Annotated in this window: 17 protein-coding genes; 10 read left to right on the forward strand and 7 right to left on the reverse strand. The window is 64.2% G+C overall.

Features of this window, described 5'->3' with window-relative positions; translation table 11 throughout:
• The first annotated feature begins 193 nt into the window (after window positions 1-193).
• From NLY37_RS13450 to NLY37_RS13480, 7 genes are all read left to right on the forward strand, one after another.
• Window positions 194-5,680, forward strand: coding sequence for an alpha-2-macroglobulin family protein (locus tag NLY37_RS13450; protein WP_286442581.1), 5,487 nt, complete (start codon window positions 194-196; stop codon window positions 5,678-5,680).
• An 83-nt stretch (window positions 5,681-5,763) separates the two neighbouring features.
• The gene (pbpC, locus tag NLY37_RS13455; RefSeq protein ID WP_031246144.1) at window positions 5,764-7,869 is read left to right on the forward strand and encodes a penicillin-binding protein 1C; all 2,106 of its coding nucleotides are present in this window, start codon (window positions 5,764-5,766) and stop codon (window positions 7,867-7,869) included.
• Between the two features lie 253 nt (window positions 7,870-8,122).
• Window positions 8,123-8,806: a M15 family metallopeptidase gene (locus NLY37_RS13460; protein WP_023735998.1), complete on the forward strand. Its 684-nt coding sequence runs from the start codon at window positions 8,123-8,125 to the stop codon at window positions 8,804-8,806.
• Between the two features lie 230 nt (window positions 8,807-9,036).
• Window positions 9,037-10,065 (forward strand): sulfate ABC transporter substrate-binding protein, encoded by a 1,029-nt coding sequence (locus NLY37_RS13465; RefSeq protein ID WP_023673082.1) that lies wholly within the window; start codon window positions 9,037-9,039, stop codon window positions 10,063-10,065.
• Between the two features lie 18 nt (window positions 10,066-10,083).
• Complete coding sequence (gene cysT / locus NLY37_RS13470; protein WP_023687973.1) at window positions 10,084-10,935, forward strand: sulfate ABC transporter permease subunit CysT; 852 nt, start codon at window positions 10,084-10,086, stop codon at window positions 10,933-10,935.
• The gene (gene cysW / locus NLY37_RS13475; protein WP_023741736.1) at window positions 10,928-11,812 is read left to right on the forward strand and encodes a sulfate ABC transporter permease subunit CysW; all 885 of its coding nucleotides are present in this window, start codon (window positions 10,928-10,930) and stop codon (window positions 11,810-11,812) included. The genes cysT and cysW overlap by 8 nt, the downstream gene beginning before the upstream one ends.
• Window positions 11,813-11,881: 69 nt before the next feature.
• Window positions 11,882-12,922 carry a sulfate/molybdate ABC transporter ATP-binding protein gene (locus NLY37_RS13480; RefSeq protein WP_023673079.1) on the forward strand — a complete coding sequence of 347 codons (1,041 nt, stop codon included), beginning with the start codon at window positions 11,882-11,884 and terminating at the stop codon, window positions 12,920-12,922.
• A 14-nt stretch (window positions 12,923-12,936) separates the two neighbouring features.
• Here the strand turns inward: NLY37_RS13480 and NLY37_RS13485 are convergent, their stop codons facing one another.
• A complete protein-coding gene (locus NLY37_RS13485; protein ID WP_023705604.1) occupies window positions 12,937-13,335 on the reverse strand; it encodes a type II toxin-antitoxin system VapC family toxin in 399 nt (132 codons plus the stop codon).
• Window positions 13,335-13,607 (reverse strand): AbrB/MazE/SpoVT family DNA-binding domain-containing protein, encoded by a 273-nt coding sequence (locus NLY37_RS13490; protein ID WP_023682213.1) that lies wholly within the window; start codon window positions 13,605-13,607, stop codon window positions 13,335-13,337. The genes NLY37_RS13485 and NLY37_RS13490 overlap by 1 nt, the downstream gene beginning before the upstream one ends.
• Before the next feature lie 240 nt (window positions 13,608-13,847).
• On the opposite strand from NLY37_RS13490, the gene NLY37_RS13495 reads away from it, so the two are divergent.
• Entirely contained in the window at window positions 13,848-14,834 is a 987-nt protein-coding gene (locus tag NLY37_RS13495; RefSeq protein ID WP_023707711.1) for a sulfate ABC transporter substrate-binding protein, read from the forward strand.
• A 260-nt stretch (window positions 14,835-15,094) separates the two neighbouring features.
• Window positions 15,095-15,544 (forward strand): RrF2 family transcriptional regulator, encoded by a 450-nt coding sequence (locus tag NLY37_RS13500; protein WP_023673075.1) that lies wholly within the window; start codon window positions 15,095-15,097, stop codon window positions 15,542-15,544.
• Between the two features lie 65 nt (window positions 15,545-15,609).
• Here the strand turns inward: NLY37_RS13500 and NLY37_RS13505 are convergent, their stop codons facing one another.
• Window positions 15,610-17,151 carry an acyl--CoA ligase gene (locus NLY37_RS13505; protein WP_050587033.1) on the reverse strand — a complete coding sequence of 514 codons (1,542 nt, stop codon included), beginning with the start codon at window positions 17,149-17,151 and terminating at the stop codon, window positions 15,610-15,612.
• 113 nt (window positions 17,152-17,264) lie between these two features.
• On the opposite strand from NLY37_RS13505, the gene NLY37_RS13510 reads away from it, so the two are divergent.
• Window positions 17,265-18,410: a hypothetical protein gene (locus NLY37_RS13510; protein ID WP_023741738.1), complete on the forward strand. Its 1,146-nt coding sequence runs from the start codon at window positions 17,265-17,267 to the stop codon at window positions 18,408-18,410.
• On the opposite strand, the gene NLY37_RS13515 is transcribed toward NLY37_RS13510, so the two are convergent.
• Genes NLY37_RS13515 through NLY37_RS13530 form a run of 4 tightly spaced genes read right to left on the reverse strand, consistent with a single transcriptional unit; the run spans window position 18,405 to window position 22,487 of the window.
• Window positions 18,405-18,959: a gluconokinase gene (locus tag NLY37_RS13515; RefSeq protein ID WP_023741739.1), complete on the reverse strand. Its 555-nt coding sequence runs from the start codon at window positions 18,957-18,959 to the stop codon at window positions 18,405-18,407. The two genes, NLY37_RS13510 and NLY37_RS13515, sit on opposite strands and share 6 nt — an antisense overlap.
• A gap of 2 nt (window positions 18,960-18,961) precedes the next feature.
• Window positions 18,962-19,948 (reverse strand): ABC transporter permease, encoded by a 987-nt coding sequence (locus tag NLY37_RS13520; RefSeq protein ID WP_023696194.1) that lies wholly within the window; start codon window positions 19,946-19,948, stop codon window positions 18,962-18,964.
• Entirely contained in the window at window positions 19,945-20,925 is a 981-nt protein-coding gene (locus NLY37_RS13525) for an ABC transporter permease (protein ID WP_023699661.1), read from the reverse strand. Before NLY37_RS13525 ends, NLY37_RS13520 begins: the two co-directional genes overlap by 4 nt.
• Window positions 20,922-22,487, reverse strand: a complete 1,566-nt coding sequence (locus NLY37_RS13530) for a sugar ABC transporter ATP-binding protein (protein ID WP_023741740.1) — start codon at window positions 22,485-22,487, stop codon at window positions 20,922-20,924. The genes NLY37_RS13525 and NLY37_RS13530 overlap by 4 nt, the downstream gene beginning before the upstream one ends.
• Between the last annotated feature and the right edge of the window lie 25 nt (window positions 22,488-22,512).

The following is a 22,512-nucleotide window of genomic DNA, read 5'->3' on the forward strand; positions in this document are numbered from 1 at the left end:
GGCAGGGCTTGGAATTCACACCTTCTGCGTTTTCGCAAGAAAGCGTGATCCCTTTCCCGTGGATGAACTATCGGCATACCGGTCATTGGCCGGTTTGGGAACCGTTGGCGGGCGGAAACCTGCCCGTCCTCGTGTTGACAAGCTTGACTGAAGCTTGAACATGCCGCGGACGTAGCAGTGTCTGGAGGGTGTTATGGCGATGCGCGCGGCGGCTCGTGGTCTGTCGATCTTGATTCTTCTCATTTTCGCCTGGGGGTCTGTAGCGCAAGCGGCCGAAGCCCGCCGGGTGGTGACCTCAAATAATTCCGACTATTTCGGCTTCGATCTCAGATCGGACCAGAATGTCAGCCTCGATCAGTGCAAGACGACATGCCTCGGCGACCCCGCCTGCCGCGCCTTTACTTACAACAACAAGGCCAAATGGTGCTTCCTAAAATCCGACTATAACCAGTTGAAACCCTTCAGCGGCGCGGTCGCGGGCAAGGTCGTCAATGTCGATGGCGACCCCGATATCGGCGCCCCGCCGGAACTCGCCTTCTTCCCCAACTGGATGGCCGACCAAGCCCAGCAATACCGCAACAAGCTGACCGATCCGGCCTATGACAAGCCGACCGACGGGCTGGAATCACTCCGCGCCGCCGCCGAACAGGCTGCACTGACCGGCGACCATGGCCAGGCCATGAACAAATACGAGGCCGCGGTCTCGGTCCTGCCTGACGACGGCCAGCTTTGGCTCGGTCTGGCGCGTGAAACGCTTGCCATACAGCCGGCCAGCGGCACCTCCGAATCCTACAATCTGCCGGTCAAAGGCACCTCCGCCGCCATCAACGCCTACAAATTGCTGCGCACCACCAAGACCCGCGCCGAAGTGCTGGCGCTGCTCGGCAACGGCCTCGACCGCCGCGATCTCTACCGTCCGGCCCTGCAGGCTTATGAAGCCAGCCTCGCGCTGGTCAGTTCGCCGGCGGTCAAGGCCGAATATGAGGATCTCAAGGCCCGCAAGGGCTTCCGCGTCATCGATCACTCGATCGACGCCGACACCAGCGCGCCGCGCATTTGCGCGCAGTTTTCCGAGGAGCTGGTGAAGACCGGCGTCGACTACGCCCAGTTCGTCACCGTCGACAACCAGCCGCCCAAGGGCGTCGAGGCCAAGGACAAGCAGATCTGCGTCGAAGGCCTGGAGCACGGCCAACATTACGAAGTGACCTTCCGCGCCGGTCTGCCGGCCGCCATTGGCGAGGTCACCGCCGCTCCGGTCGTGCTGTCGATCTATGTGCAGGACCGCGCGCCGTCCGCCCGCTTCACCGGCGACAGCTTCGTGCTGCCCGCCGGCGCCCGCCGTGGCATCCCCATCGTCACCGTCAACATGAACACCGCGCAGATGAAGCTCTACCGTATCGGCGATCGTTCGCTGGCGCAGCTTCTGTCCGGCTATCAGTTCCTGAAGCAGCTCGACGGCTATGATATCTCCAGCATTTCCGACCAGATGGGTGAGCCGGTCTGGCAGGGGCAGCTGGATATCGCCAACGACCTCAACAAGGACGTCACGACTTCGTTCCCGGTCGACGAAGCCTTGCCGCAGCGCAAGCCCGGCGTCTACGTGCTGACCGCGCAAGCGGTAAATGAAAATGACGAGGACAATTACAATTCGCTTGCCACGCAGTGGTTCGTCGTCTCCGACATCGGCCTGTCGACCTATACCGGCCAGGATGGCCTCAATGTCTTTGCCCGCTCGCTCGGAACCGCCAAGCCGATCGCCGGCGCCGAACTGACGCTGCTGGCCAGGAACAATGAAATCCTCGGCACAGCCACGTCGGACGCCGAAGGCCATGCTGTCTTCAACCCCGGCCTGACGCGCGGCGACGGCGGCATGGTGCCGGCCGTTCTGATGGCCAAGCAGGGCGACAACGATTTCGTCTTCCTCGACATGGGCCGCGCCGGCTTCGATCTGTCCGATCGCGGCGTCGCCGGACGCGCCGCACCGGGCGCGCTCGATGTCTATGCCTGGACCGAACGCGGCATCTACCGCGCCGGCGAGGATGTGCATGTCGCAGCCCTTGCCCGCGACGGCGCCTCCAAAGCGGTGGAAAACCTGCCGCTGACCTTCATCTTCACCCGTCCCGACGGCGTCGAGAACCGCCGCATCGTTGCCGATGGCGTCTCGGCCGGCGGCTATGCCGTCGACCTGCCGCTGGAAGCCAACGCCATGCGCGGCACCTGGACGGTGTCGATCTATACCGATCCCAAGCAGGCGGCCGTTTCCAGCCAGATGTTCCTGGTCGAAGACTTCGTGCCGGATCGCATCGAGTTCGACATGAAGTCCGACAAGCAGGAGATCGCCCAGGGCGAAACCGCCAACATCGACATTGACGGCCGCTTCCTCTATGGCGCGCCGGCCGCCGGCCTCGCGCTCGAAGGCGAGCTGACGCTGTCGACGGCGCGCGACTGGGACCGTTTCGCCGGCTATTCGTTCGGCCTTGCCGACGAGCAGTCGGCCGAGCCTTCGGTCACCCCGTTCACCGGTCTGCCGGTGGTCGGCGACGACGGCAAGGCGACCTTCCCGGTCACGGTCGACCAGTTGCCCGCGACCACCAAGCTGGTCGACGCCAAGGTCACGGTTCGCATGCGTGAAACCGGCGGCCGCGCCATCGAACGCTCGCTCAACATCGGCATCCGCCCGCAAGGCCACATGATCGGCATTCGTCCGGATTTCGCCGACAATGAGGTGCCGCAGGGCGGCACCGCCAAGTTCAGCCTCATCGCGGTCGACCCCGACGGCAAGCGCGAGACGCTGAAGGGCGCGCAGTGGTCGCTGGTCAAGGTCGAACGCAATTACCAGTGGTATCGCAACAACAACTCGTGGAACTACGAACCGGTCACCTTCACCAAGTCGATCGCCAACGGCCAGGTCGATCTCAGCGCCGATGCCGAGGCGACCGTGACGATGCCGGTCGACTGGGGCCAGTACCGGCTCGAGATCGAGACTGCCGATCCCGAGGGCCCGGCGACCAGCTATGAGTTCGACGCCGGCTGGTATGTCTCCTCGACCTCCACCGAAACGCCTGATGGGCTCGAGATCGCTCTCGACAAGGACAGCTATGCCGCCGGCGACGTGGCCAAGCTGAAGGTGTCGCCGCATTTTGCCGGCGAACTGCTGGTCACCATCGGCGCCGACAAGCTGCTCAAGACCATCACGGCAACCGTGCCGGCCGGCGGCAGCACGGTCGACATCCCGGTCGGTGACGACTGGGGCGCGGGCGCCTACATCACCGCAACCCTGTTCCGGCCCGGCGATGCGCAGGAAACCCGCATGCCGGCGCGCGCCATCGGCGTAAAATGGCTGACGGTCGACCCAGGCTCGAAAAAGCTCGCCGTCACCCTGACGCCGCCGGACAAGACGATGCCGCGCCAGCAGCTGTCGATCCCGGTTTCGGTCGCCGGCGTAGCGCCGGGCAGCAATGCCTATGTCACGGTCGCTGCCGTCGATGTCGGCATTTTGAACCTCACCAACTACAAGGCGCCGGATCCGGAGGGCTGGTATTTCGGCCAGCGCATGCTCGGGCTCGAAGTCCGCGACATCTATGGCCGTCTCATCGACGGCTCGCTCGGCACCACCGGCAAGCTCAGGACCGGCGGCGACGGCGCCTCGATGCAGCCGCAAGGCAGTCCGCCGACCGAAAAGCTGGTCGCCTTCTTCTCCGGCCCGGTCCAGCTCGACGCCGACGGCAAGGCAAGGATCGACTTCGACATCCCGCAGTTCAACGGCACCGTGCGCGTCATGGCCGTCGCCTGGACCAAGGATGCAGTCGGCCATGCCACGACCGACGTCATCGTGCGCGATCCGGTGGTGATCACCGCCGGCCTGCCCCGCTTCCTGGCGCCTGGAGATGCAGCCATCATGCGGCTCGACGTCGCCGACACCGACGGTCCGGAGGGCGACTATGCCCTGTCGATCGCCACGACCGGCGACCTCTCGACCGGCGACAAGCCGTTGCCCGAAAAGCTGACTCTCGCCAAGGGCAAGCGCCAGACGCTGACTGTGCCGCTGGTTGCACAGACGGCGGGTAATGCCTCGATCACCATCAAGCTCGCCCATGGCGACGGCACCTCCGTCGAGCAGACGCTGTATGTCCCGGTGCGTCCGGCGCAATTGCCGGTCACCACCCGTCTGGTCGTCGACCTCAAGGGCAATGGCGGCTCGCTGCGCGTCGACAAGGAGCTGCTCGCGGCAAGCCTGCTCGACGGCGCCTCGATCAGCGTCGGCGTTTCGCAGGCTGCCGCCTTCGACGTGCCGTCGCTGCTGATGACGCTCGACCGCTACCCCTATGGTTGCGCCGAGCAGACCACCAGCCGCGCCATGCCGCTTCTCTACGTCAACGATCTGGCGTCCGGAGTCGGCATGCAAAGCGATCCCGAACTGCACGGCCGCGTGCAGGCCGCCATCTACAAGGTGCTGAGCTACCAGGCTTCGGCCGGCAGCTTCGGCCTGTGGGGTCCGGGCTCCGGCGATCTGTGGCTTGACTCTTACGTCACGGACTTCCTGACCCGGGCGCGCGAGCAGAACTACGACGTGCCGGCCCTGGCGATGAGCCAGGCGCTGAGCAATCTGCAAAACTCGGTCGGTTACGACCAGGACGTCCAGGATCGCGGCAGCGAAATCGCCTACGCGCTCTATGTTCTGGCCCGCAACAAGAAGGCCTCGGTCGGCGATCTGCGCTACTACGCCGACACCAAGCTCGAAGCCTTCTCGAGCCCGATGGCCGTCGCCCAGTTGGCGGCGAGCCTGGCGCTCTACGGCGACGCGCAGCGTTCGGAAGCAACCTTCCAGACGGCGCTGCAGCTGGCCAAGTCGACCACCGAATACGACTACTACCGGTCCGACTATGGCTCGCGGCTGCGTGATGGCGCCGCGATCCTGGCGCTCGCCGCCGAATCGAAGCCGGTGCCGACCATCGTGCCGGAGCTGATCCGGCTGGTGGCAAGGGAACGTGCCGATGCCCGCTGGACCAGCACGCAGGACGAGTCCTGGATGCTTCTGGCGGCCCGCGCGCTGAAGTCGGGCAACGACTCGATCACGCTCTCGGTCAACGGCGCGCCGCATGCCGGTGGGTATTCCAACCACCTCAGCGGCACCGACATTGCCGACAGCCCGCTGACCATCGCCAACACCGGCGCCACGCCGCTGCAGGCGGTCGTCACCACGGTCGCCTCGCCGGTAGAGCCCTTGCCGGCCGGCGGCGACGGCTTCACCATCGACCGCACCTACTACAAGCTCGATGGCACCGAAGCCAACGTCACCGAGGCGACGCAGAACGAACGCTACGTGGTCGTGCTCAAGGTTTACGAGCAGAACCGCTGGCCTTCGCGCCTGCTGATCACCGACCTGTTGCCGGCCGGCTTCGAGATCGACAATCCGGGCCTTGTTTCCAGCGCCCAGCTGTCGAACTTCACCTGGCTGGCGCAAACCGACGCCGCCCATCTCGAATTCCGCGACGACCGTTTCGTCGCGGCATTCAATCCCAATGACGGCGATGGCGACCGCAACATCATGCTGGCCTATGTCGTGCGTGCGGTGACGCCGGGCACCTACGCCCATCCGGCGGCCACGGTGGAGGACATGTACCGGCCGCAATATTCGGCCCGCACCGCCACCGGTATGATGGAGATCAAGGCGCCGTAAGGCGCCTTGACGAAGATGAACACGCCGATGTCCGCGACCATCTCCTTCTCCCCGCTATGCGGAGAGAAGGAGCCGGCAGGCGGATGAAGGGCACCACCATGCTCTCCAGAAAATTTCTCCGTCGAACAGGCATCGCCGCCGCCTCCCTCGTCGGCTTTGCGGCGATCGCTGCCGCTTCTCTCTGGGAACTCGACCGCGCTTTTCCGCCGCCGCTGCCCGGAAGGCTCACCGTCTCCACCGAGGTCCAGGACCGCGACGGCCAGCTGTTGCGCGCCTTCGCCACGCCGGACGGTTACTGGCGGCTCGACACTCATCTCGACCAGGTCGACAAGCAGTTCGTCAACATGCTGGTCACCTATGAAGACAAGCGCTTCTGGGACCATGATGGCGTCGATGTGCTGGCGCTGGCGCGCGCCGCCGGCCAGTTCGCCACCAGCGGCCATATCGTCTCCGGCGGCTCGACCCTGTCGATGCAGCTTGCCCGGCTGATCGAGCCACGCGAAAACCGCAGCCTCGGCTCGAAGATCAAGCAGATGCTGCGTGCCATCCAGATCGAGCGGCGGCTGTCCAAGCAGGAGATCCTCGAACGCTACCTGACCTTGGCGCCCTATGGCGGCAATCTCGAAGGCGTGCGCGCCGCCTCGCTCGCCTATTTCGGCAAGGAGCCGAAGCGGCTGACGGTCTCGGAAGCCGCCCTGCTGGTTGCGCTGCCGCAATTGCCGGAAAAGCGCCGGCCCGACCGCAATCTCACCATCGCTCATGCAGCCCGCGACCGCGTGCTGACCCGCATGGTATCAGCTGACCTGCTTGGCGAGCGCGAGGCCGCGCGCGCAGCGCTCGATGATGTCTCGGGCTTGCGCCGCAAACTGCCGGCACTGGCGCCACATGCCGCCTATGCCATGCTGCCCAAGGCCGTACCCGGCAAGCCATTGCAGCTGACGATCCGCAAAAGCGTCCAGCAAGGGCTGGAACAGGTGGCGCGAGATGCCGCGATCAAGCTTGGGCCGCGCCTGTCGGTCGCCATGGTGATGGCGGACGCGCGCACCGGCGACATTCTTGGCGAAGTCGGCTCGGCCGATTTCTTCGATGCCAGCCGCTCCGGCTGGATCGACATGACCAGGATCGTGCGTTCGCCCGGTTCGACGCTGAAGCCGTTCATCTATGGCCTCGCCTTCGAGCAAGGGCTGGTGGCGCAGGAAATGCTGATCGAGGACAGTCCGGTCGATTTCGGCGGCTACCGGCCAAAGAATTTCGACATGGGCTATCAGGGGGATGTCTCGATCCGCCAGGCGCTGCAGCTGTCGCTCAACGTTCCGGCGATCCGCGTGCTCGACTCGGTCGGCCCGGCACGGCTGATGGCGCGCTTCCGCCAGGCCGGCGTCAGCCCGGTGCTACCGGTCAACGAGGCGCCGGGCCTCGCCATCGGCCTCGGAGGCGTCGGCGTAACGCTGCGCGATCTCGTCCAGCTCTATACCGGCCTCGCCAATGGCGGCAAGGCAAACACGCTGCATGACGGCACCGAGCCGGCCAATGCCGAGCGCACCACCGCCACGATCCTCGACGCCCAGGCGAACTGGCAGATCACCGACATATTGTCGGGCGTAAAGCCGCCCGAGGGCGCCTTGCAGCGCGGCATCGCCTACAAGACTGGGACGTCCTACGGCTACCGCGACGCCTGGTCGGTCGGCTTCGACGGCCGCTACGTGCTGGGTGTGTGGGTCGGCCGCGCCGATGCCGGTGCGGTGCCCGGCCTGTCCGGCTATGTCTCGGCCGCCCCCATCCTGTTCGAGGGCTTCGTCCGCTCCGGCCTCACCGCCGTCCCGTTGCCCAGCCAGCCGGCCGGTGTCCTCAAGGCCAGGCGCGAAGACCTGCCGGTGACATTGGGGCGCTTCGGCGCCGGCGCCGACGGACTGGTGCAGGCAGGCCCGACGGAACCGGCGCCAACGATCATTTTCCCGCCCAACGGCGCCCGCGTCGATCTCGCCACCAATTCCGCCGAGGCCTCGCCGCTGGTGCTGAAACTGCAAGGCGGCCGCGCGCCGTTCCGCTGGCTGGCCAATGGCAAGCCGCTCGTCGGCATCGACCGCCGCCGCACCGCGACCTGGCTGCCCGACGGCGCCGGCTATTCGACGCTCACCGTCATCGACGCCGTGGGACGCGCGGCAAGCGTGAAGGTGTTCGTTGAATAGATGGCGCCAAGCGATTCAGGGGATTGGGCTTCTTCGCCCGAGGCCCGGCGCGAGGCACCCCCCTCTGGCCTGCCGGCCATCTCCCCCGCAAGGAGGGAGATTGGCAGCTTCGGCGCCGCGCTCATTCAGCAACGTTGAAAATTGGCGAAAGCCGCAGCGACATCTGATCTTCCCCCTTGCGGGGGAGATGGCCGGCAGGCCAGAGGGGGGTGTGCCGAAGCGCTTGCATCGAGGATTGGCCTTAGCCCTATCCATGTTCGTTTCGACTTGCTCCCCCGCCGACGCCGATCCCCTGCCCGCCGGCTTCGTCCGCTTGGCCGATGTCGATCCCTCGATCCGCCAGGACATCCGCTATGCCGGCCTGGAAAATTTCCTGCATCGCAAGGCCGATGGCTACGACGCCCCAATCTGCATACTCACGAAGCAAGCTGCGCAAGCGCTGTCCGGTGTGCAGAAAGCGCTCGCCGCCGATGGCCTGACGCTGGTCGTCTTCGACTGCTACCGCCCGGCCCGCGCCGTTGCCGACATGGGCAAATGGACCAGAGAGGGCGGCCCGCCCGATCCGCAATGGTACCCTCAGGTGCAGCGCGGCGACCTCATCGCCAAGGGCTATATCGGCGAATTGTCAACCCATTCGCGCGGCTCGACCGTCGATGTAGCCATCGCCCGCAGCGACGGCAAGAACAAGTCATCCGCCGCTTGCGGCGCGGCCGGCGCCGGCACGCTCGGTTTCGGCACCAGCTTCGACTGTTTCGACCCGGCAAGCGAAACCGCCCATCGCCCATTGGCGGCAGAAGCGGCGGCAAACCGCAAAAGGCTGCTCGACGCCATGCGCGCCGGCGGCTTCAAGAATTATGCGCGCGAGTGGTGGCACTACACGCTTCGGGATGAGCCGTATCCAAAGCTGCGCTTCGATTTTCCCATCACTGCGGGCTGAACCGCCCGGTGCTACACCGAGCCTTCCCTCGCTCGGCCTTGCTTCTGCGCTGTCAGCTCCTAGATAGCGTCAAACCGGCCGGATTCGGGTTAGACCAATATGAGGAAAATATTTCCTTCCGAAACCCAATATCGGCGAAAATTTCCTTCGGGGGGACAAAAAATGCAACGTTGAATGCATCTAATTTCTATCAATTCGATAGAGTTCAGCCGTCATCAACGGAGGCGGAAATGACCAAACCTCATTTCAAGAAACTGCTCGGCGCACTGGTCGCCACATCGATCCAGTTCGGCACGCTCGGTTTCGCGTTTGCCGATACGACCATTCTGAACGTGTCCTACGACCCGACACGCGAACTCTACAAGGCCTATGACGAAGCCTTCGTCGCACACTGGAAGGCCGAGACCGGCGAGACGGTCACCATCCAGCAATCGCATGGCGGCTCCGGCGCCCAGGCCCGCGCCGTGATCGACGGCCTCGATGCCGATGTGGTGACGCTGGCGCTCGAAGGCGACATCAACGCCATCGTTACCAAGTCGAAGAAGATCAACCCGGACTGGCGCAAGAAGTTCGAGAACAATTCGGCGCCTTACACCTCGACCATCATCTTCCTGGTCCGCAAGGGCAACCCGAAGGGCATCCACGACTGGAGCGATCTGGTCAAGGACGGCGTCCAGGTGATCACGCCGAACCCGAAGACGTCGGGTGGCGCCCGCTGGAACTACCTTGCCGCCTGGGCCTATGCCAACGCCAATGATGGCGGCGACGAAGCCAAGAACAAGGAATTCGTCGGCAAGCTCTACGCCAATGCTCCGGTGCTCGACACCGGTGCGCGCGGCTCGACGGTCACCTTCGCGCAAAAAGGCATCGGCGACGTACTGATCGGCTGGGAAAACGACGCCTATCTGGCGCTCAATGAATTCGGCGCCGACAATTTCGAGATCGTCTATCCCCCGACCTCGATCCTGGCCGAGCCGCCGGTGGCGATCGTCGACGCCAATGTCGATGCCAAGGGCACCCGCAAGGTCGCCGAAGCCTATCTCGGCTGGCTCTATTCCAAGGAAGCCCAGACGATCATCGCCAAGAACCACTATCGTCCGGCCAAGCCCGAGCTGGTGGATGCGGCTGACATTCCGAAGACGCCCGAAATCAAGCTGATCTCCATCGACGATCCGCTTTTTGGCGGCTGGAAGAAGGCACAGCCTTATCATTTCGGCGACGGTGGTATATTCGACCAGATCTACAAGCCGGCCCAGTAGGATTTAGATCAGGACGACATGACCATAGCACCCGCCAAGGCGGGGTGGCGATTCAGACAGCCGAGTGTCATTCCGGGTTTCGGATTGACGCTCGGCTTCTCGCTTGCCTACCTCACGCTCATCATCCTCATCCCCCTGTCGGGCCTGATCTGGCGCTCGGCAGCCCTCGGCTGGACCGATTTCTGGGCGATCGCCACCGACCGCCGGACCATCAACGCACTCGAAATCAGCTTCGGCACAGCCTTCATCGCAGCCGCCGTCAACGTCGTCTTCGGCACGCTCGTCGCCTGGGTGCTGGTGCGCTACCGCTTCCCCGGCCGCCGCGTCGTCGACGCCATGGTCGACCTGCCCTTCGCGCTGCCGACGGCAGTGGCCGGTATCGCGCTGACCACTCTTTATGCGCCCAATGGCTGGATCGGCCATCTCCTGGCGCCGCTCGGCATCAAGGTCGCCTACACGCCGCTCGGCATTGTCGTGGCGCTTGTCTTCATCGGCCTGCCGTTTGTCGTGCGCACGGTGCAGCCGATCATGGAGGAGATCGACAAGGAAGTGGAGGAGGCCGCCGCGACGCTCGGCGCCAACCGCTTCCAGATCATCACCCGCATCCTGTTTCCCGGCCTGGCGCCGGCCATCATCACCGGCTTCTCACTCGCCTTCGCGCGCGGCGTCGGCGAATACGGCTCGGTCATCTTCATCGCCGGCAACCTTCCCTATAAGTCGGAGATCGCACCGCTTCTGATCGTCATCCGGCTCGAGGAGTACAATTATCCGGCGGCCACCGCGATCGCGGCGATCATGCTTTTGCTGTCGTTCGTGATGCTGCTGGTCATCAACCTGGCGCAGTCATGGAGTCGCAAGCGCTATGGCTGACCCCGAGATCAGATCCTACGAACCGCATCACGAGAGCCGGTCGGCGGCGGTGACCGAAAGCCGGCCGGTGCGGCTGCTGCTGATGGCGGTGGCCTTCGCCTTCCTCGCCATCTTCCTGCTGCTGCCGCTGATCATCGTCTTCCACGAGGCGCTGGCGAAAGGCATTGGCGCCTACACGGAATCGCTCTCCAATCCCGATACGCGCTCGGCGATCCGGCTGACGCTGCTGGTGGCGGTGATCGCCGTGCCGCTTAACGTCGTCTTCGGCATTTCGGCTGCCTGGGCGATCGCCAAGTTCGAGTTCAAGGGCAAGACTTTTCTGACCACGCTGATCGACCTGCCCTTCTCGGTCTCGCCGGTCATTTCCGGCCTGGTCTATGTGCTTTTGTTTGGCGCTCAGGGACTGTTCGGTGAATGGCTGAAGGCGCACGGCATCCAGATCCTGTTCGCCGTGCCCGGCATCGTGCTCGCGACCATCTTCGTTACCTTCCCCTTCGTTGCCCGCGAACTGATCCCGCTGATGCAGGAACAGGGCAACGGCGACGAGGAAGCCGCGCTCTCTCTGGGCGCCAATGGCTGGCAGACCTTTTGGTACGTGACGCTGCCCAACGTCAAATGGGGATTGCTCTACGGCGTGCTTCTGTGCAACGCCCGCTCGATGGGCGAATTCGGCGCGGTCTCGGTCGTGTCGGGCCACATACGCGGGCTGACCAACACCATGCCGTTGCATGTCGAAATCCTCTACAACGAGTACAACGCCGTCGGCGCTTTTGCCGTCGCTTCGCTGCTTGCCGGCCTGGCGCTGGTCACGCTGGTCTTGAAAACACTTCTCGAGATGCGCTACGGCGCCGAGATCGCCGCGACGCGCGGACATTAGATGCATGTCGCCCAAAAGTGTGAAGCGGTTTTGGGATAACGACATGCATCCACTAAAAAGGGACATTTGATGGAAGTTCGCGTTGCCAACGTACGCAAGGAGTTTGACCGGTTTCCGGCCCTCCATGACGTATCGCTTGACATCAAGTCGGGTGAGCTGATCGCGCTGCTTGGGCCATCCGGCTCCGGCAAGACGACGCTGCTGAGGCTTATCGCCGGCCTGGAGCGGCCGACGCGCGGAAAGATCTTCTTCGGCGACGAGGACGCCTCGCACCGCTCGATCCAGGAGCGCAATGTCGGCTTCGTCTTCCAGCACTATGCGCTCTTCCGGCACATGACGGTCGCCGACAATATCGGCTTCGGCCTCAAGGTGCGGCATGGACCGTCGCGACCACCGGCGGCCGAAATCCGCCGACGCGCCTCCGAACTGCTCGATCTCGTTCAGCTTTCCGGCCTGGAAAAGCGCTATCCGGCGCAACTTTCGGGTGGCCAGCGCCAGCGCGTGGCGCTCGCCCGGGCCATGGCCATCGAGCCCAAGGTGCTGTTGCTCGACGAGCCGTTCGGCGCGCTCGATGCGCAGGTGCGCCGGGAACTGCGCCGCTGGCTGCGCGAGATCCATGACCGTACCGGCCACACCACCGTCTTCGTCACCCACGACCAGGAAGAGGCGCTCGAGCTTGCCGACCGCGTCGTGGTGATGAGCCAGGGGCGCATCGAGCAGGTCGGCTCCGCCGACGAGATCTACGACACGCCGAACTCGCCCTTCGTCTACTCCTTCATCGGCGAATCGAGCATGCTGCCGGTCAAGGTTGAGAATGGCGAGATCTGGCTCGCCGACCGTCCGATCGGCGTGTCGGCGCCGCACGCACCCGAGGGCGATGCGACGCTGTACTTCCGCCCGCACGATATCGAACTGCTCGACGGCTGCAGCGGCTGCATCGCCGGCACGGTCGCCGCCAGCCGCCGCGTCGCCGGCACAAGACGCGTCGAACTGGAAATCGGCGGCGAGCGCCAGCGCGTCGAGATCGAACTGCCTGTGGACCATCCTGCGGCGCAGAAGAGCCGGGTGGCGTTCAGGCCGAGGCGCTGGAAGCTTTTCCCGGCGGCATAGACATCGATCCGGCGCTACTCCAGCCAGTTCTCGACCGTCAGGCCCTTGATCCGACGGAACTCAGCGGTGTTGGCCGTCACCAGTGTCGTCCCCAACACACAGGCATGGGCAGCAATGAAAAGATCATTGTGGCCGATTGGCTGGCCTCTGGCCTCCAGCTCGGCACGAAGTGCTCCGTATTCGTTATCCATCGGCACATCGAGCGGCAACACAGGAACCTCGGCGAGCAATTGCTCGACCTTGGCGAGCAGCTTGGCCGATCTCTTGCGGGCGCAGCCATAACGCAGCTCCGAGGCGACAACGATGCTGGTGCACAGGGCACCGTCTCCCGCGCGAACCGCCGCACTGGCAGCCTTGCCGGTAGGGTTTCGGATCATGTCGCTGAGAATGTTGGTGTCCAGCATGAACCGCATCAAAAGATATCCTCAGGCCCCACGGGCGCATCATGGATCTCGGGAAAGTCGTCTTCAGGACCAAGCGGCGGCTCTTTCGCCCATTGGGTGAGCAAGGCGGTGAGGCCTGGTTGACGGACCGGCTCGATGATCAGCCGGTCGCCATCGCGGCTGATCAGGACCTTCTCGCCAGGCAGCTCGAATTCGACAGGGATGCGAACCGCCTGACTGCGGTTGTTGCGAAACAACTTCGCCTCCCTGGGGGGTGGTATTGAGTGACGGTGCTGCGGCATGGCAGCCTCCCCTGTCTGTTCCACTTGTATATGCCATTTGTATATGCCACTCGGCCTCGAATTGCAAACCACAGAAAACCCCAACGCATCGGCATTTCGGCTGGAATGAAATTTCGCCGATAACCTGCTTCAGCGATTTCTTTTTCGCTGCAACGCCATACGTCTGCCCCGTGTGCCTCGCAGTACACCCTCCGGCCCGGCTATGTTCTGGCAACGCATTGCACATCGGAGCCTGTGTTCATGAAGCGATTTTTCCTCAGCGTCGCCACTGTCGCCGGCCTGATCCTCGCCTGTTCGCAGGCCTGGTCGGCCGACAAATTGCTCAACGCTTCCTATGATGTCGGCCGCGAATTGTTCGCCCAGGTGAACAAGGCTTTCGTCGCCGGCCATCCGGGCGTCACCGTCGACCAGTCGCACGCCGGCACCTCGGCGCAGGCGCGCGCCATTGCCGAAGGCCTCGGCGCCGATGTCGTCACCTTCAACCAGGTCACCGACATCGACTTTCTGGTCAAGAAAGGCCTCGTCTCCGCCGACTGGCAGAAGGATTTCCCCGACAACGCCTCGCCCTTCTACTCGCTCCCATCCTTTCTCGTCCGCGCGGGCAACCCCAAGCACATCAAGGACTGGAACGACCTCGTGCGCGACGACGTGCAGGTGATCTTCCCCAACCCCAAGACCTCGGGCAATGCGCGCTACACCTATCTGGCCGCAACCGCCTACGCCAAGGAAGCCTTCAAGGGCGACGACGCCAAGGTGAAGGAGTTCGTCACCAAGCTGTTCAACAACGTGCCGATCTTCGACACCGGCGGGCGCGCCGCCACCACCACCTTCGTGCAACGCGAGATCGGCGACGTGCTGATCACCTTCGAGTCGGAAACGCGCGGCATCCGCAAGGAGTATGGCAACGACAAGTTCGAACAGGTCACGCCAACGGTCAGCCTGCTCGCCGAATTCCCGGTGGCGATCGTCGACAAGGTCGCCGACGAGCACGGCAGCCGTGACCTCGCCAAGACCTATCTCGATTTCCTCTACACGCCCGAGGGCCAGACCATCGCGGCTGAAAATGGCCTGCGCGCCCGCAACGCTGAAGTCGCGGCAAAATACAAGGCCGACTTCCCCGATGTCCGCCTGCTGACGGTGGAAGACGTCTTTGGCGGCTGGGACAAGGTACAGAAGGAGCACTTCGCCGCCGGCGGTCTGCTCGACCAGACCTATGGCAGCCGCTGATATCAGCAGCGTTCGACCTCACCTCACAAGAAAGCCGGCGCTTTGCCGGCTTTTTTGATTTCGCGCGCCGACAAACGGCTTTCAGGCGGAATCTGTCGCGATCGGCGAAAACGTTACAAAGAATCAACGCCTTTGTGCCTAACATCTCAACCGGGCGGCTTGTTCTACGCGAAACCGGGTTGTTCAGGCGAAACGTCATGATTTGCACACAAACAACCGCCAGATGCGGGTGGTTGGGGTTTTCATGAACTGAAGCGGGCATGCTTACCAAAAAAGGCAAATACGGCCTCAAGGCCCTCGTGCATCTTTCCGGCCTGCCGGTCGGCCAGCTTGCATTCGTCAACGACATCGCGATCGCCAACAACATCCCGAAGAAATTTCTGGATGCCATTCTGGGCGAGCTGCGCAATGCCGGCTTCGTCCTCAGCCGCAAGGGCAAGGAAGGCGGTTATCGCCTCGCCCGGCCGGCTTCCGAAATCAAGATCGGCCACGTCGTGCGCGTGCTGGACGGCCCGCTCGCTCCCATACCCTGCGCCAGCCGCACGCAATACCAGCGCTGCGAGGATTGCGACGAGGCGACCTGCCAAGTCCGGCACATGATGCTGGAAGTGCGCCAGGCGATCGCCGAAGTGCTGGACAATCGCAGCCTCGCCGCCATGCGCGACGCCGACAATGATGATTTTCCGGTCGAACTGACATCGCAGATCTAAATTAGAGCATGGTCCCGAAAAGTGCGAACCGGTTTTCGGACAAGATCATGCTGAAATGAGAGTCCTCAGACCAGGCCGAGCTTGCCGGCCAGGCCGACGCGCTGGATTTTGCCGGTGGGACCCTTGGGTATCTCCTGGAGAAACAGGATGTGGCGCGGCACCTTGAACTCGACGATCCGGCTGCGCGCGAAATCACGAATCTGCTCGGCATCGGCGGTGGCGCCCTCGGCCAGCACGATGGCCGCACCCACCTCTTCGCCGAGCATGGCGTGCGGCACGGCGAAGGTCACCGCCTGCGCCACCAGCGGATGATCGAGCAACACATTGTCGACCTCGAGCGGCGAGATCTTTTCGCCGCCGCGATTGATGATCTCCTTCAGCCGCCCGGTGATCTTCAGATCGCCATCCTCGTCGATGAGGCCCTGGTCGCCGGTGCGGAACCAGCCATCGCTGAAGGCAGCTTCATTGGCCACCGGATTGTCGAGATAGCCATCATGGATGTTGGCGCCGCGCACCGCGATCTCGCCCTTTTCACCCGCCGGCAGGATCGTCCCCTTGTCGTCCAGGATCGTCACCTGCGGACCCGCAGGCAGGCCGACCGAGCCTGGCTTGCGGCGTGCCGGCGGCAGGCCGTTGGATGTCATCTGGTGCGCCGCCTCGGTCATGCCATAGGCCTCGACCACCGGACAGCCGAAGACGCGCTCGAGGTCGCGGAACACGGTGTCGGGAAGCGCTGCCGAAGACGAGCGGATGAAGCGCAGCCGCGCAGCCGCGATGGTTTCGCCATTGCGGGCGGCGCGCGCCAGGATCGCCTGATGCATGGTCGGCACCGCGCTGTACCAGCTCGGCCGGAAATCGCCCAGCCAGCCGTAGAATTTGAGCGGGTTGAAGCCCGGCGTGCAGACAACAGCGCCGCCGACTGCCAGCTGTGCGCTGAGCGCCGCCATCAGCCCGTGAATGTGGAACAGCGGCATCACGTTGAGACACATATCGTTTGCCGACAGCGCCAGGGTGCTGGCGATGTTGGCCATCGATGCCTGCAGATTGCGCTGCCGCAAGCCGACGATCTTCGGTCGCGCCGTGGTTCCCGATGTGTGCAGGACAAGCGCGAAATCGTCGGGTCCGTTGAACTGCATATCGTCGAGGCGAGCCTCGCTGGCAGCCTCCACCTCGGCGTCGCCCGCCAGCAGAAACTCGCCAGCCTTGGCGCCGTCAGTCACGACGACGTCGAGCACCGCAATGCCGAGCCCCTTTGCGGCGTTGCGCGCGGCATCGCCCATGCCTTGTCCGCACAGCAGCAGCTTCACATCGAGATCGCCGAGATAGAAGCGGAATTCGTCTTCGCCGTAAGCCGGATTGAGCGGCGCCGCCGTCGCCAACGCCGAGACCGCCAGGAAACAGGCCGCCATTTCCGGGCCGTTGGGCAAGACGATGCCCACGGCCGTGCCGCGGGCAACGCCACGCCTGGCGAGATCGCCGCAGAGCTTGTCGACAAGATTGGCGAGGCCGGCAAAGCTCAGGGATGGCCGGTCCGGCGCCATCAGCGCCACCGCAGCCGGCCGCCAGGGCGCCAGTTGGGGAAGTGCTACCGATAGGGCCTGTTTCAAGTTCGAACCCTGAATGGCGTTCACCATGGCCTTGCCGGCGCCGATTGCGCGCCCGTGGCAGACGCAGTAAAGCGATTTCCGGACGCACGCAAGAACAGGTGGACACCGATCGGATGAGGCTGCCGTGGTTGGGAAAATCCCGGAAAGCCGACCGGACACCATCTTCCGCCGTCATTTATCATACGGAAATCATCGCCGACATCCTGGTGCCCCAACGCGCCGAGAATGTTCGCTTCTTCAGCCGCAAGCAGGTCCGCGCCGGCAAGTTGCGCACCTTCAACAACAGGGATCTCCGCGAGCTGCTGCTGGCCGCCTTTTATCTCGGGGTCGCGGCATTGCTACCGGTCAATTGGTGGGCCGCGATCTGCAGCCGCGTATCGGGGCTGCGCCTCAAGCGCCATATCCGCAAGGATTTCGTGCGCTACGCCGCCGCGACGCGCGCCGTGCTCGGCAATGGCATCGATGCGCAAAGGCAGTTCAGGGCCTTGCTCTGCGCCAACCACCGCCGGCGTTTGCTACTTGCCGCGCATCTCATCGGCCGCCGCTGGTCACCTGATATCCGGCTGGAGGGCCTGGAAGGCCTGCAAGCGGCGCTGAAGCGCGGCCACGGCGCTATCATCTGGTGCGATCAGTTCACGACCCAGACCATCATCGGCAAACGCGCTCTCCATGAAGCCGGCATCGAGACACACCAGCTCAGCGTCAGGGCTCACGGCATATCCGATTCGACCTTCGGCTTGCGCTTCCTGAACCCGCCGATGGTTCGGGTCGAGAACCGTTTCCTGAAAAGCCGGATCGTGTTCGACCGCAGCGACGCCTACCAGGTCACCGGCCGGATCCAGAAGATCCTTGGCAGCAACGGCGTGGTGTTGGTGACCAACACGGTGCATGCCGGCTCGACATTCACCGAAGTCGGCCTTGGCGAGAGCGGCTGGACCCACCTGGCTTCGGCGCCGACGAATTTCGCTGCCAGAGGCAAGGCGGCGCTGTTTTCCATGTCGACCTTCGAGACCGATCCGTTCCGCCAATACCGCGCCGTCCTAAGTCCCGAACTGGTGCCGGCCCCGGCAGAGGCCGGCGAGCGCGCGGCCAGAGCCGGCGCCAAGAACATGGCGCTGCAGGCCGAGTACATATTGCTCAAGCGCGACCGCTTGCTGGAGGCGCTGAAACTCTATCCCGAGCAAATGATGGTCTGGTCAGGCCATGACCGGTTCACCGAACGGCCGGAAACCGCCTTGCCCGACGAGGGTGGTTCATGATTTTGCGCCGGCCAGCAGGCTGGCAACGGCGGTGACGATTTCAGCCACTGGAAGTGTGGCGTCGGCCGTCAGCGCCCGCTCGTCGGCGCCAGGCGGTTCAAGGATGGCGAACTGGCTTTCGACCAGGCTTGCCGGCATGAAATGCCCCTTGCGGCTGGCGACACGCTGCTTGGCGGTAGCGGGATCGATCTTCAGATAGATGAAAACGATGTCCCCGCGGAAGCCGCGCAGACGATCGCGGTAGCTGCGCTTCAGCGCCGAGCAGGCGGCAACCACGCTTTGGCCGCTGCCGGTCAGGTCCGCGATCCGCTCGCCAATGGCATCGAGCCAGCCCTCACGCAGTTGATCTGTGAGCGGCTCACCGCTCGCCATGCGGGCGACGTTTTCGGGCGGGTGCAGCCTGTCGCCTTCGACAAAGACGGCCCCTTCCTCTGCTGCCAATGCTTTGCCGACAGCCGACTTTCCGCAGCCGGCGACGCCCATCACCACAATGGCCCGGGGCACTGAGCCGGTAGCGCCCATTGGCGCCTGTGCGGTCTTTTCGTCCACGGTCAGCGGCTTGCCGGCGCGCGGCCGTAGAGCAGGAGCATGGCAACGATGACCAGGCCATAGACGATCTGCCGCCCCGCCTCCGGCATCTGCATGACCGAAAGGATGGACTGCAGGAGCGTGATCAGGATGACACCGGCGACGGTGCCGAGATAGGAGCCGCGGCCACCCAGGATCGAGGTGCCGCCCAGAACCACGGCGGCGATCGACGGCAGGAGATAGGCATCGCCCATCGATTGCGCCGCCTTGGAGGCATAGCCGGCGAGAAGCACCCCGCCAAAGGCGGACAGCCCGCCTGAGATAGCGAAGGCGATCATCACCACGCGCCTTGTATCGATGCCGGAGAGATAGGCGGCACGCTCGCGGTTGCCGATGCCGTAGACGGTGCGGCCGAAGCTGGTGCGGGACAGCACGAACACCATCGCAGCGCCAATCAGCGCCCAGATGATGACGGCGTTAGGCACGCCAGGAATGGTAAAACCTGTCGCAAGATAGCGCATGGCGCCGGTGGCCGAATCCTGTGGCGAGTAGCCGCCGGTATAAACGACCATGAGCCCTTGCGCGACAGCGTTGGTGGCGAGCGTGATGATCATCGAGGGTATGCGCAGATAGGCGACGCCAAAGCCGTTGACGATGCCGATCAGCACCCCGCAAAAGATGCCGAACGGGATGGCCAGCGCCACACCGATCGGGCCATAGGCGGCAGCCGCACACGCCATCATCGCGCCCGCCGCCACCGCCCACGGCACCGACAGGTCGATTTGGCCTAGCAGGATGACCAGCATCATGCCTGTGGCGATGACGCCGAGGAACGAGGCCACCTTGAGCTGCTGCAAGAGATATTCAGGCGACAGAAAGCTCCTGGAATAGAGGCTGCCTAGGAACAGCAACAGCACGATGCAGGCGAAGGCCGTCAGCACCGCCGGATCGGCGCGGCGGATGAATTTCGGCACGCGGCCGGCGATACCGCCCAATGTCGTTTCGCTCACAGGAACCACTCCAGCCGGTTGCGGACCCGAAACAGCGCAAACGCGCCAAGGCTGACCGCGACCAGCAGGATCACGCCCTGGAACAGCGGCTGCCATAGCGGGTCGAAATCGAACACGAACAACAGGTCACCGATGGTGCGGAAGGCCAGCGCGCCGAAGATGGCGCCGATGGCGCTGCCTTTCCCGCCGAACAGCGAGACGCCGCCCAGCACCACCGCGGCGATCGAAAACAGCGTATAGGCGTTGCCGCTGGCATAGGCTGCATCGCCGGTATAGGTGAAGAAGGTCAGGAACAGTCCGCCGATCGCGGCCAACAGGCCTGCGAGCGCGTAGGCAGCGAACTTGCCGCGCCTTATCGGCACACCGGACATGTAGGCCGCCGTCTCCGAGGACCCGGCCGCATAGGCCGCGCGCCCGAGCACCGAGCGGCTGAACGGCACCCAGACCACGAGCACGACGGCGAGCAGCACGACCAGGCTCGCCGGCACCACGCCGAACAGGCGTCCAGTCAGCGCGTCGGCGAGACCTTCGTTGACCGACCCGCCGGGAAACGGCCTCAGCAGCAGCGCGATGCCGAAATAGACCGCACCCGTGGCGATGGTGGCGACGATCGGCTGCAGGCGGCCGTAGATGACGATGGCGCCGTTGATCGCTCCGCACAGGAGCCCGGTGCCGAGCACGGCGATGACGCCGAAAGCGGTCTCGAGGCCGGTGCCGATGACCAGCCAGGAGGCGAGGCAATTGGTCAGCGTGAAGATCATGCCGACGGAGAGGTCGATGCCGGCGGTGATCACGACCAGTGTCTGCGCCATGGCGACGAAGGCGAGCAGCACGCCCTTGTTGGACGCCGTCTGCACGACATTGGCGGTGAAGCCCGCCGGATGGTTCGAGGTGTAGATGACGAACATGACAATGAATATGCCGAGTGCCATCAGTGTTCCGCGCTGCTCGGCCAGCCAGTAGCGCCACTCTTTCACGCGTCCGCTCCCTGTCTTGCGCCGGCATCGTCTCTCGCGCCGCCGTCATCGCCGTGGATGTTGAGCGCGCTTGCAATGAGCGCCCGCTCGGTGATCTCGGCCCCGACCAGCTCGCGCTTGACCGCGCCGTCATAGAGCACCAGCACGCGGTCGCAGCAGCCGATCAGTTCGTCATAGTCGGTCGAATAGAACAGGATCGCCGCCCCCGCATCCGCCAGCTTGCGCATCAGTTGATAGAGTTCCTGCTTGGTGCCGACGTCGATGCCGCGCGTCGGATCGTTGAGCAGGATGATGCGCGGCTGGCGCATCAGCCATTTGGCGATGACCACCTTCTGCTGGTTGCCCCCCGACAGCGCACCGACCGGAATGTCGAGGCCGGCCGTCTTGATCGCCAGCAGCCTGACCATGTCGTCGATCAGCCGCTGTTCGGCGGCGCGGTCGATGATGCCGGCCTTGCACAGCCGGTCTAGGGCGGCAAAGGAGAGGTTCTCGCGCACCGTCATCGGCAGCATCAGGCCTTCGGTCTTGCGGTCCTCCGGGATCAGCGCCATGCCGATGCGGTCGTCGCGCGCCGCTTGGGGGCTGGCGATCGAAACAGGCTTGCCGTCGATAAGGATCTGGCCGCCGAGGCCGCGCAGCACACCGAAAAAGGCAAGCAGCAATTCGCGCTGGCCCTGGCCGTCCAGGCCGCCAAGGCCGACGACCTCGCCTGCCCCGACCGTCAGCGAGACATTGTCCAGCCGGTCCGTCCAGGACAGCTTGCGCGCCTCCAGCACGGGAACGGCGGCGGCTGCGGTGCGCGCGGGTTTCGGCGGGAAAATATGGCTGTATTCGCGCCCGATCATCAGTTCGACGACTTCGTTGTCGCTCTTTGTGCCTGCCTTGTAGCTGGCGACATTGCGGCCGTTGCGAAACACCGTGCAGTGGTCGGCAAGCTCGGCGATCTCGTTCATGCGGTGCGAAATGTAAAGCAGCGCCAGCCCTTCCGAGCGCAATCGCTTGAGCACGCTGAATATCCTGGCGACGTCCGTCGCGGTCAGGGCCGAGGTCGCCTCGTCGAGGATCAGGATGCGCGGCTTCCTGGCCAATGCCTTGGCGATCTCGACCATCTGTCTTCTTGAAAGCGGAAGATCCTTGACCAGCGCCAATGGATGGATGTCGGCCGCACCTGCGCGTGCCAGCGCATCCTCGGCAATGCGGCGCTGCGCCTTGCGGTCGATCATGCCGAAACGCTTCGGCGGATCGGAGATGACGATGTTGTCGGCAACGCTGAGTTCGGGAACCAGCGACAGCTCCTGGAAGATGCAGACGATGCCGGACTTGTTTGCAGCAGCAGGCGAGGCGAACGTCACCTCGCTGCCGTTCAGCATCATGCGGCCTTCGTCGGGCGCGACGACGCCCGCCATGACCTTGATCAGCGTCGATTTGCCGGCGCCGTTTTCGCCGAGAATGGCGTGGATGCTACCGGACGAGACCGAAAGCTCGGCCTTTTCCAGCGCCCGCACACCACCATAGCGCTTGGATATGCCTTCCATCCGGAAGAGCGGAACCGCACCGTCCATCGGCCCTCCCGAGGCAGTTTGACTT

Source organism: Mesorhizobium sp. C395A, from assembly GCF_030323205.1.
In the GTDB taxonomy this organism is placed as follows: domain Bacteria; phylum Pseudomonadota; class Alphaproteobacteria; order Rhizobiales; family Rhizobiaceae; genus Mesorhizobium.

Excerpts from the sequence above, each read along its gene's own strand:
- NLY37_RS13450 (WP_286442581.1), top strand. The coding sequence starts at position 194 with ATGGCGATGCGCGCGGCGGCTCGTGGTCTGTCGATCTTGATTCTTCTC.
- pbpC (WP_031246144.1), top strand. The coding sequence starts at position 5,764 with ATGAAGGGCACCACCATGCTCTCCAGAAAATTTCTCCGTCGAACAGGC.
- NLY37_RS13460 (WP_023735998.1), top strand. The coding sequence starts at position 8,123 with ATGTTCGTTTCGACTTGCTCCCCCGCCGACGCCGATCCCCTGCCCGCC.
- NLY37_RS13465 (WP_023673082.1), top strand. The coding sequence starts at position 9,037 with ATGACCAAACCTCATTTCAAGAAACTGCTCGGCGCACTGGTCGCCACA.
- cysT (WP_023687973.1), top strand. The coding sequence starts at position 10,084 with ATGACCATAGCACCCGCCAAGGCGGGGTGGCGATTCAGACAGCCGAGT.
- cysW (WP_023741736.1), top strand. The coding sequence starts at position 10,928 with ATGGCTGACCCCGAGATCAGATCCTACGAACCGCATCACGAGAGCCGG.
- NLY37_RS13480 (WP_023673079.1), top strand. The coding sequence starts at position 11,882 with ATGGAAGTTCGCGTTGCCAACGTACGCAAGGAGTTTGACCGGTTTCCG.
- NLY37_RS13485 (WP_023705604.1), bottom strand. The coding sequence starts at position 13,335 with ATGCGGTTCATGCTGGACACCAACATTCTCAGCGACATGATCCGAAAC.
- NLY37_RS13490 (WP_023682213.1), bottom strand. The coding sequence starts at position 13,607 with ATGCCGCAGCACCGTCACTCAATACCACCCCCCAGGGAGGCGAAGTTG.
- NLY37_RS13495 (WP_023707711.1), top strand. The coding sequence starts at position 13,848 with ATGAAGCGATTTTTCCTCAGCGTCGCCACTGTCGCCGGCCTGATCCTC.
- NLY37_RS13500 (WP_023673075.1), top strand. The coding sequence starts at position 15,095 with ATGCTTACCAAAAAAGGCAAATACGGCCTCAAGGCCCTCGTGCATCTT.
- NLY37_RS13510 (WP_023741738.1), top strand. The coding sequence starts at position 17,265 with ATGAGGCTGCCGTGGTTGGGAAAATCCCGGAAAGCCGACCGGACACCA.
- NLY37_RS13530 (WP_023741740.1), bottom strand. The coding sequence starts at position 22,487 with ATGGACGGTGCGGTTCCGCTCTTCCGGATGGAAGGCATATCCAAGCGC.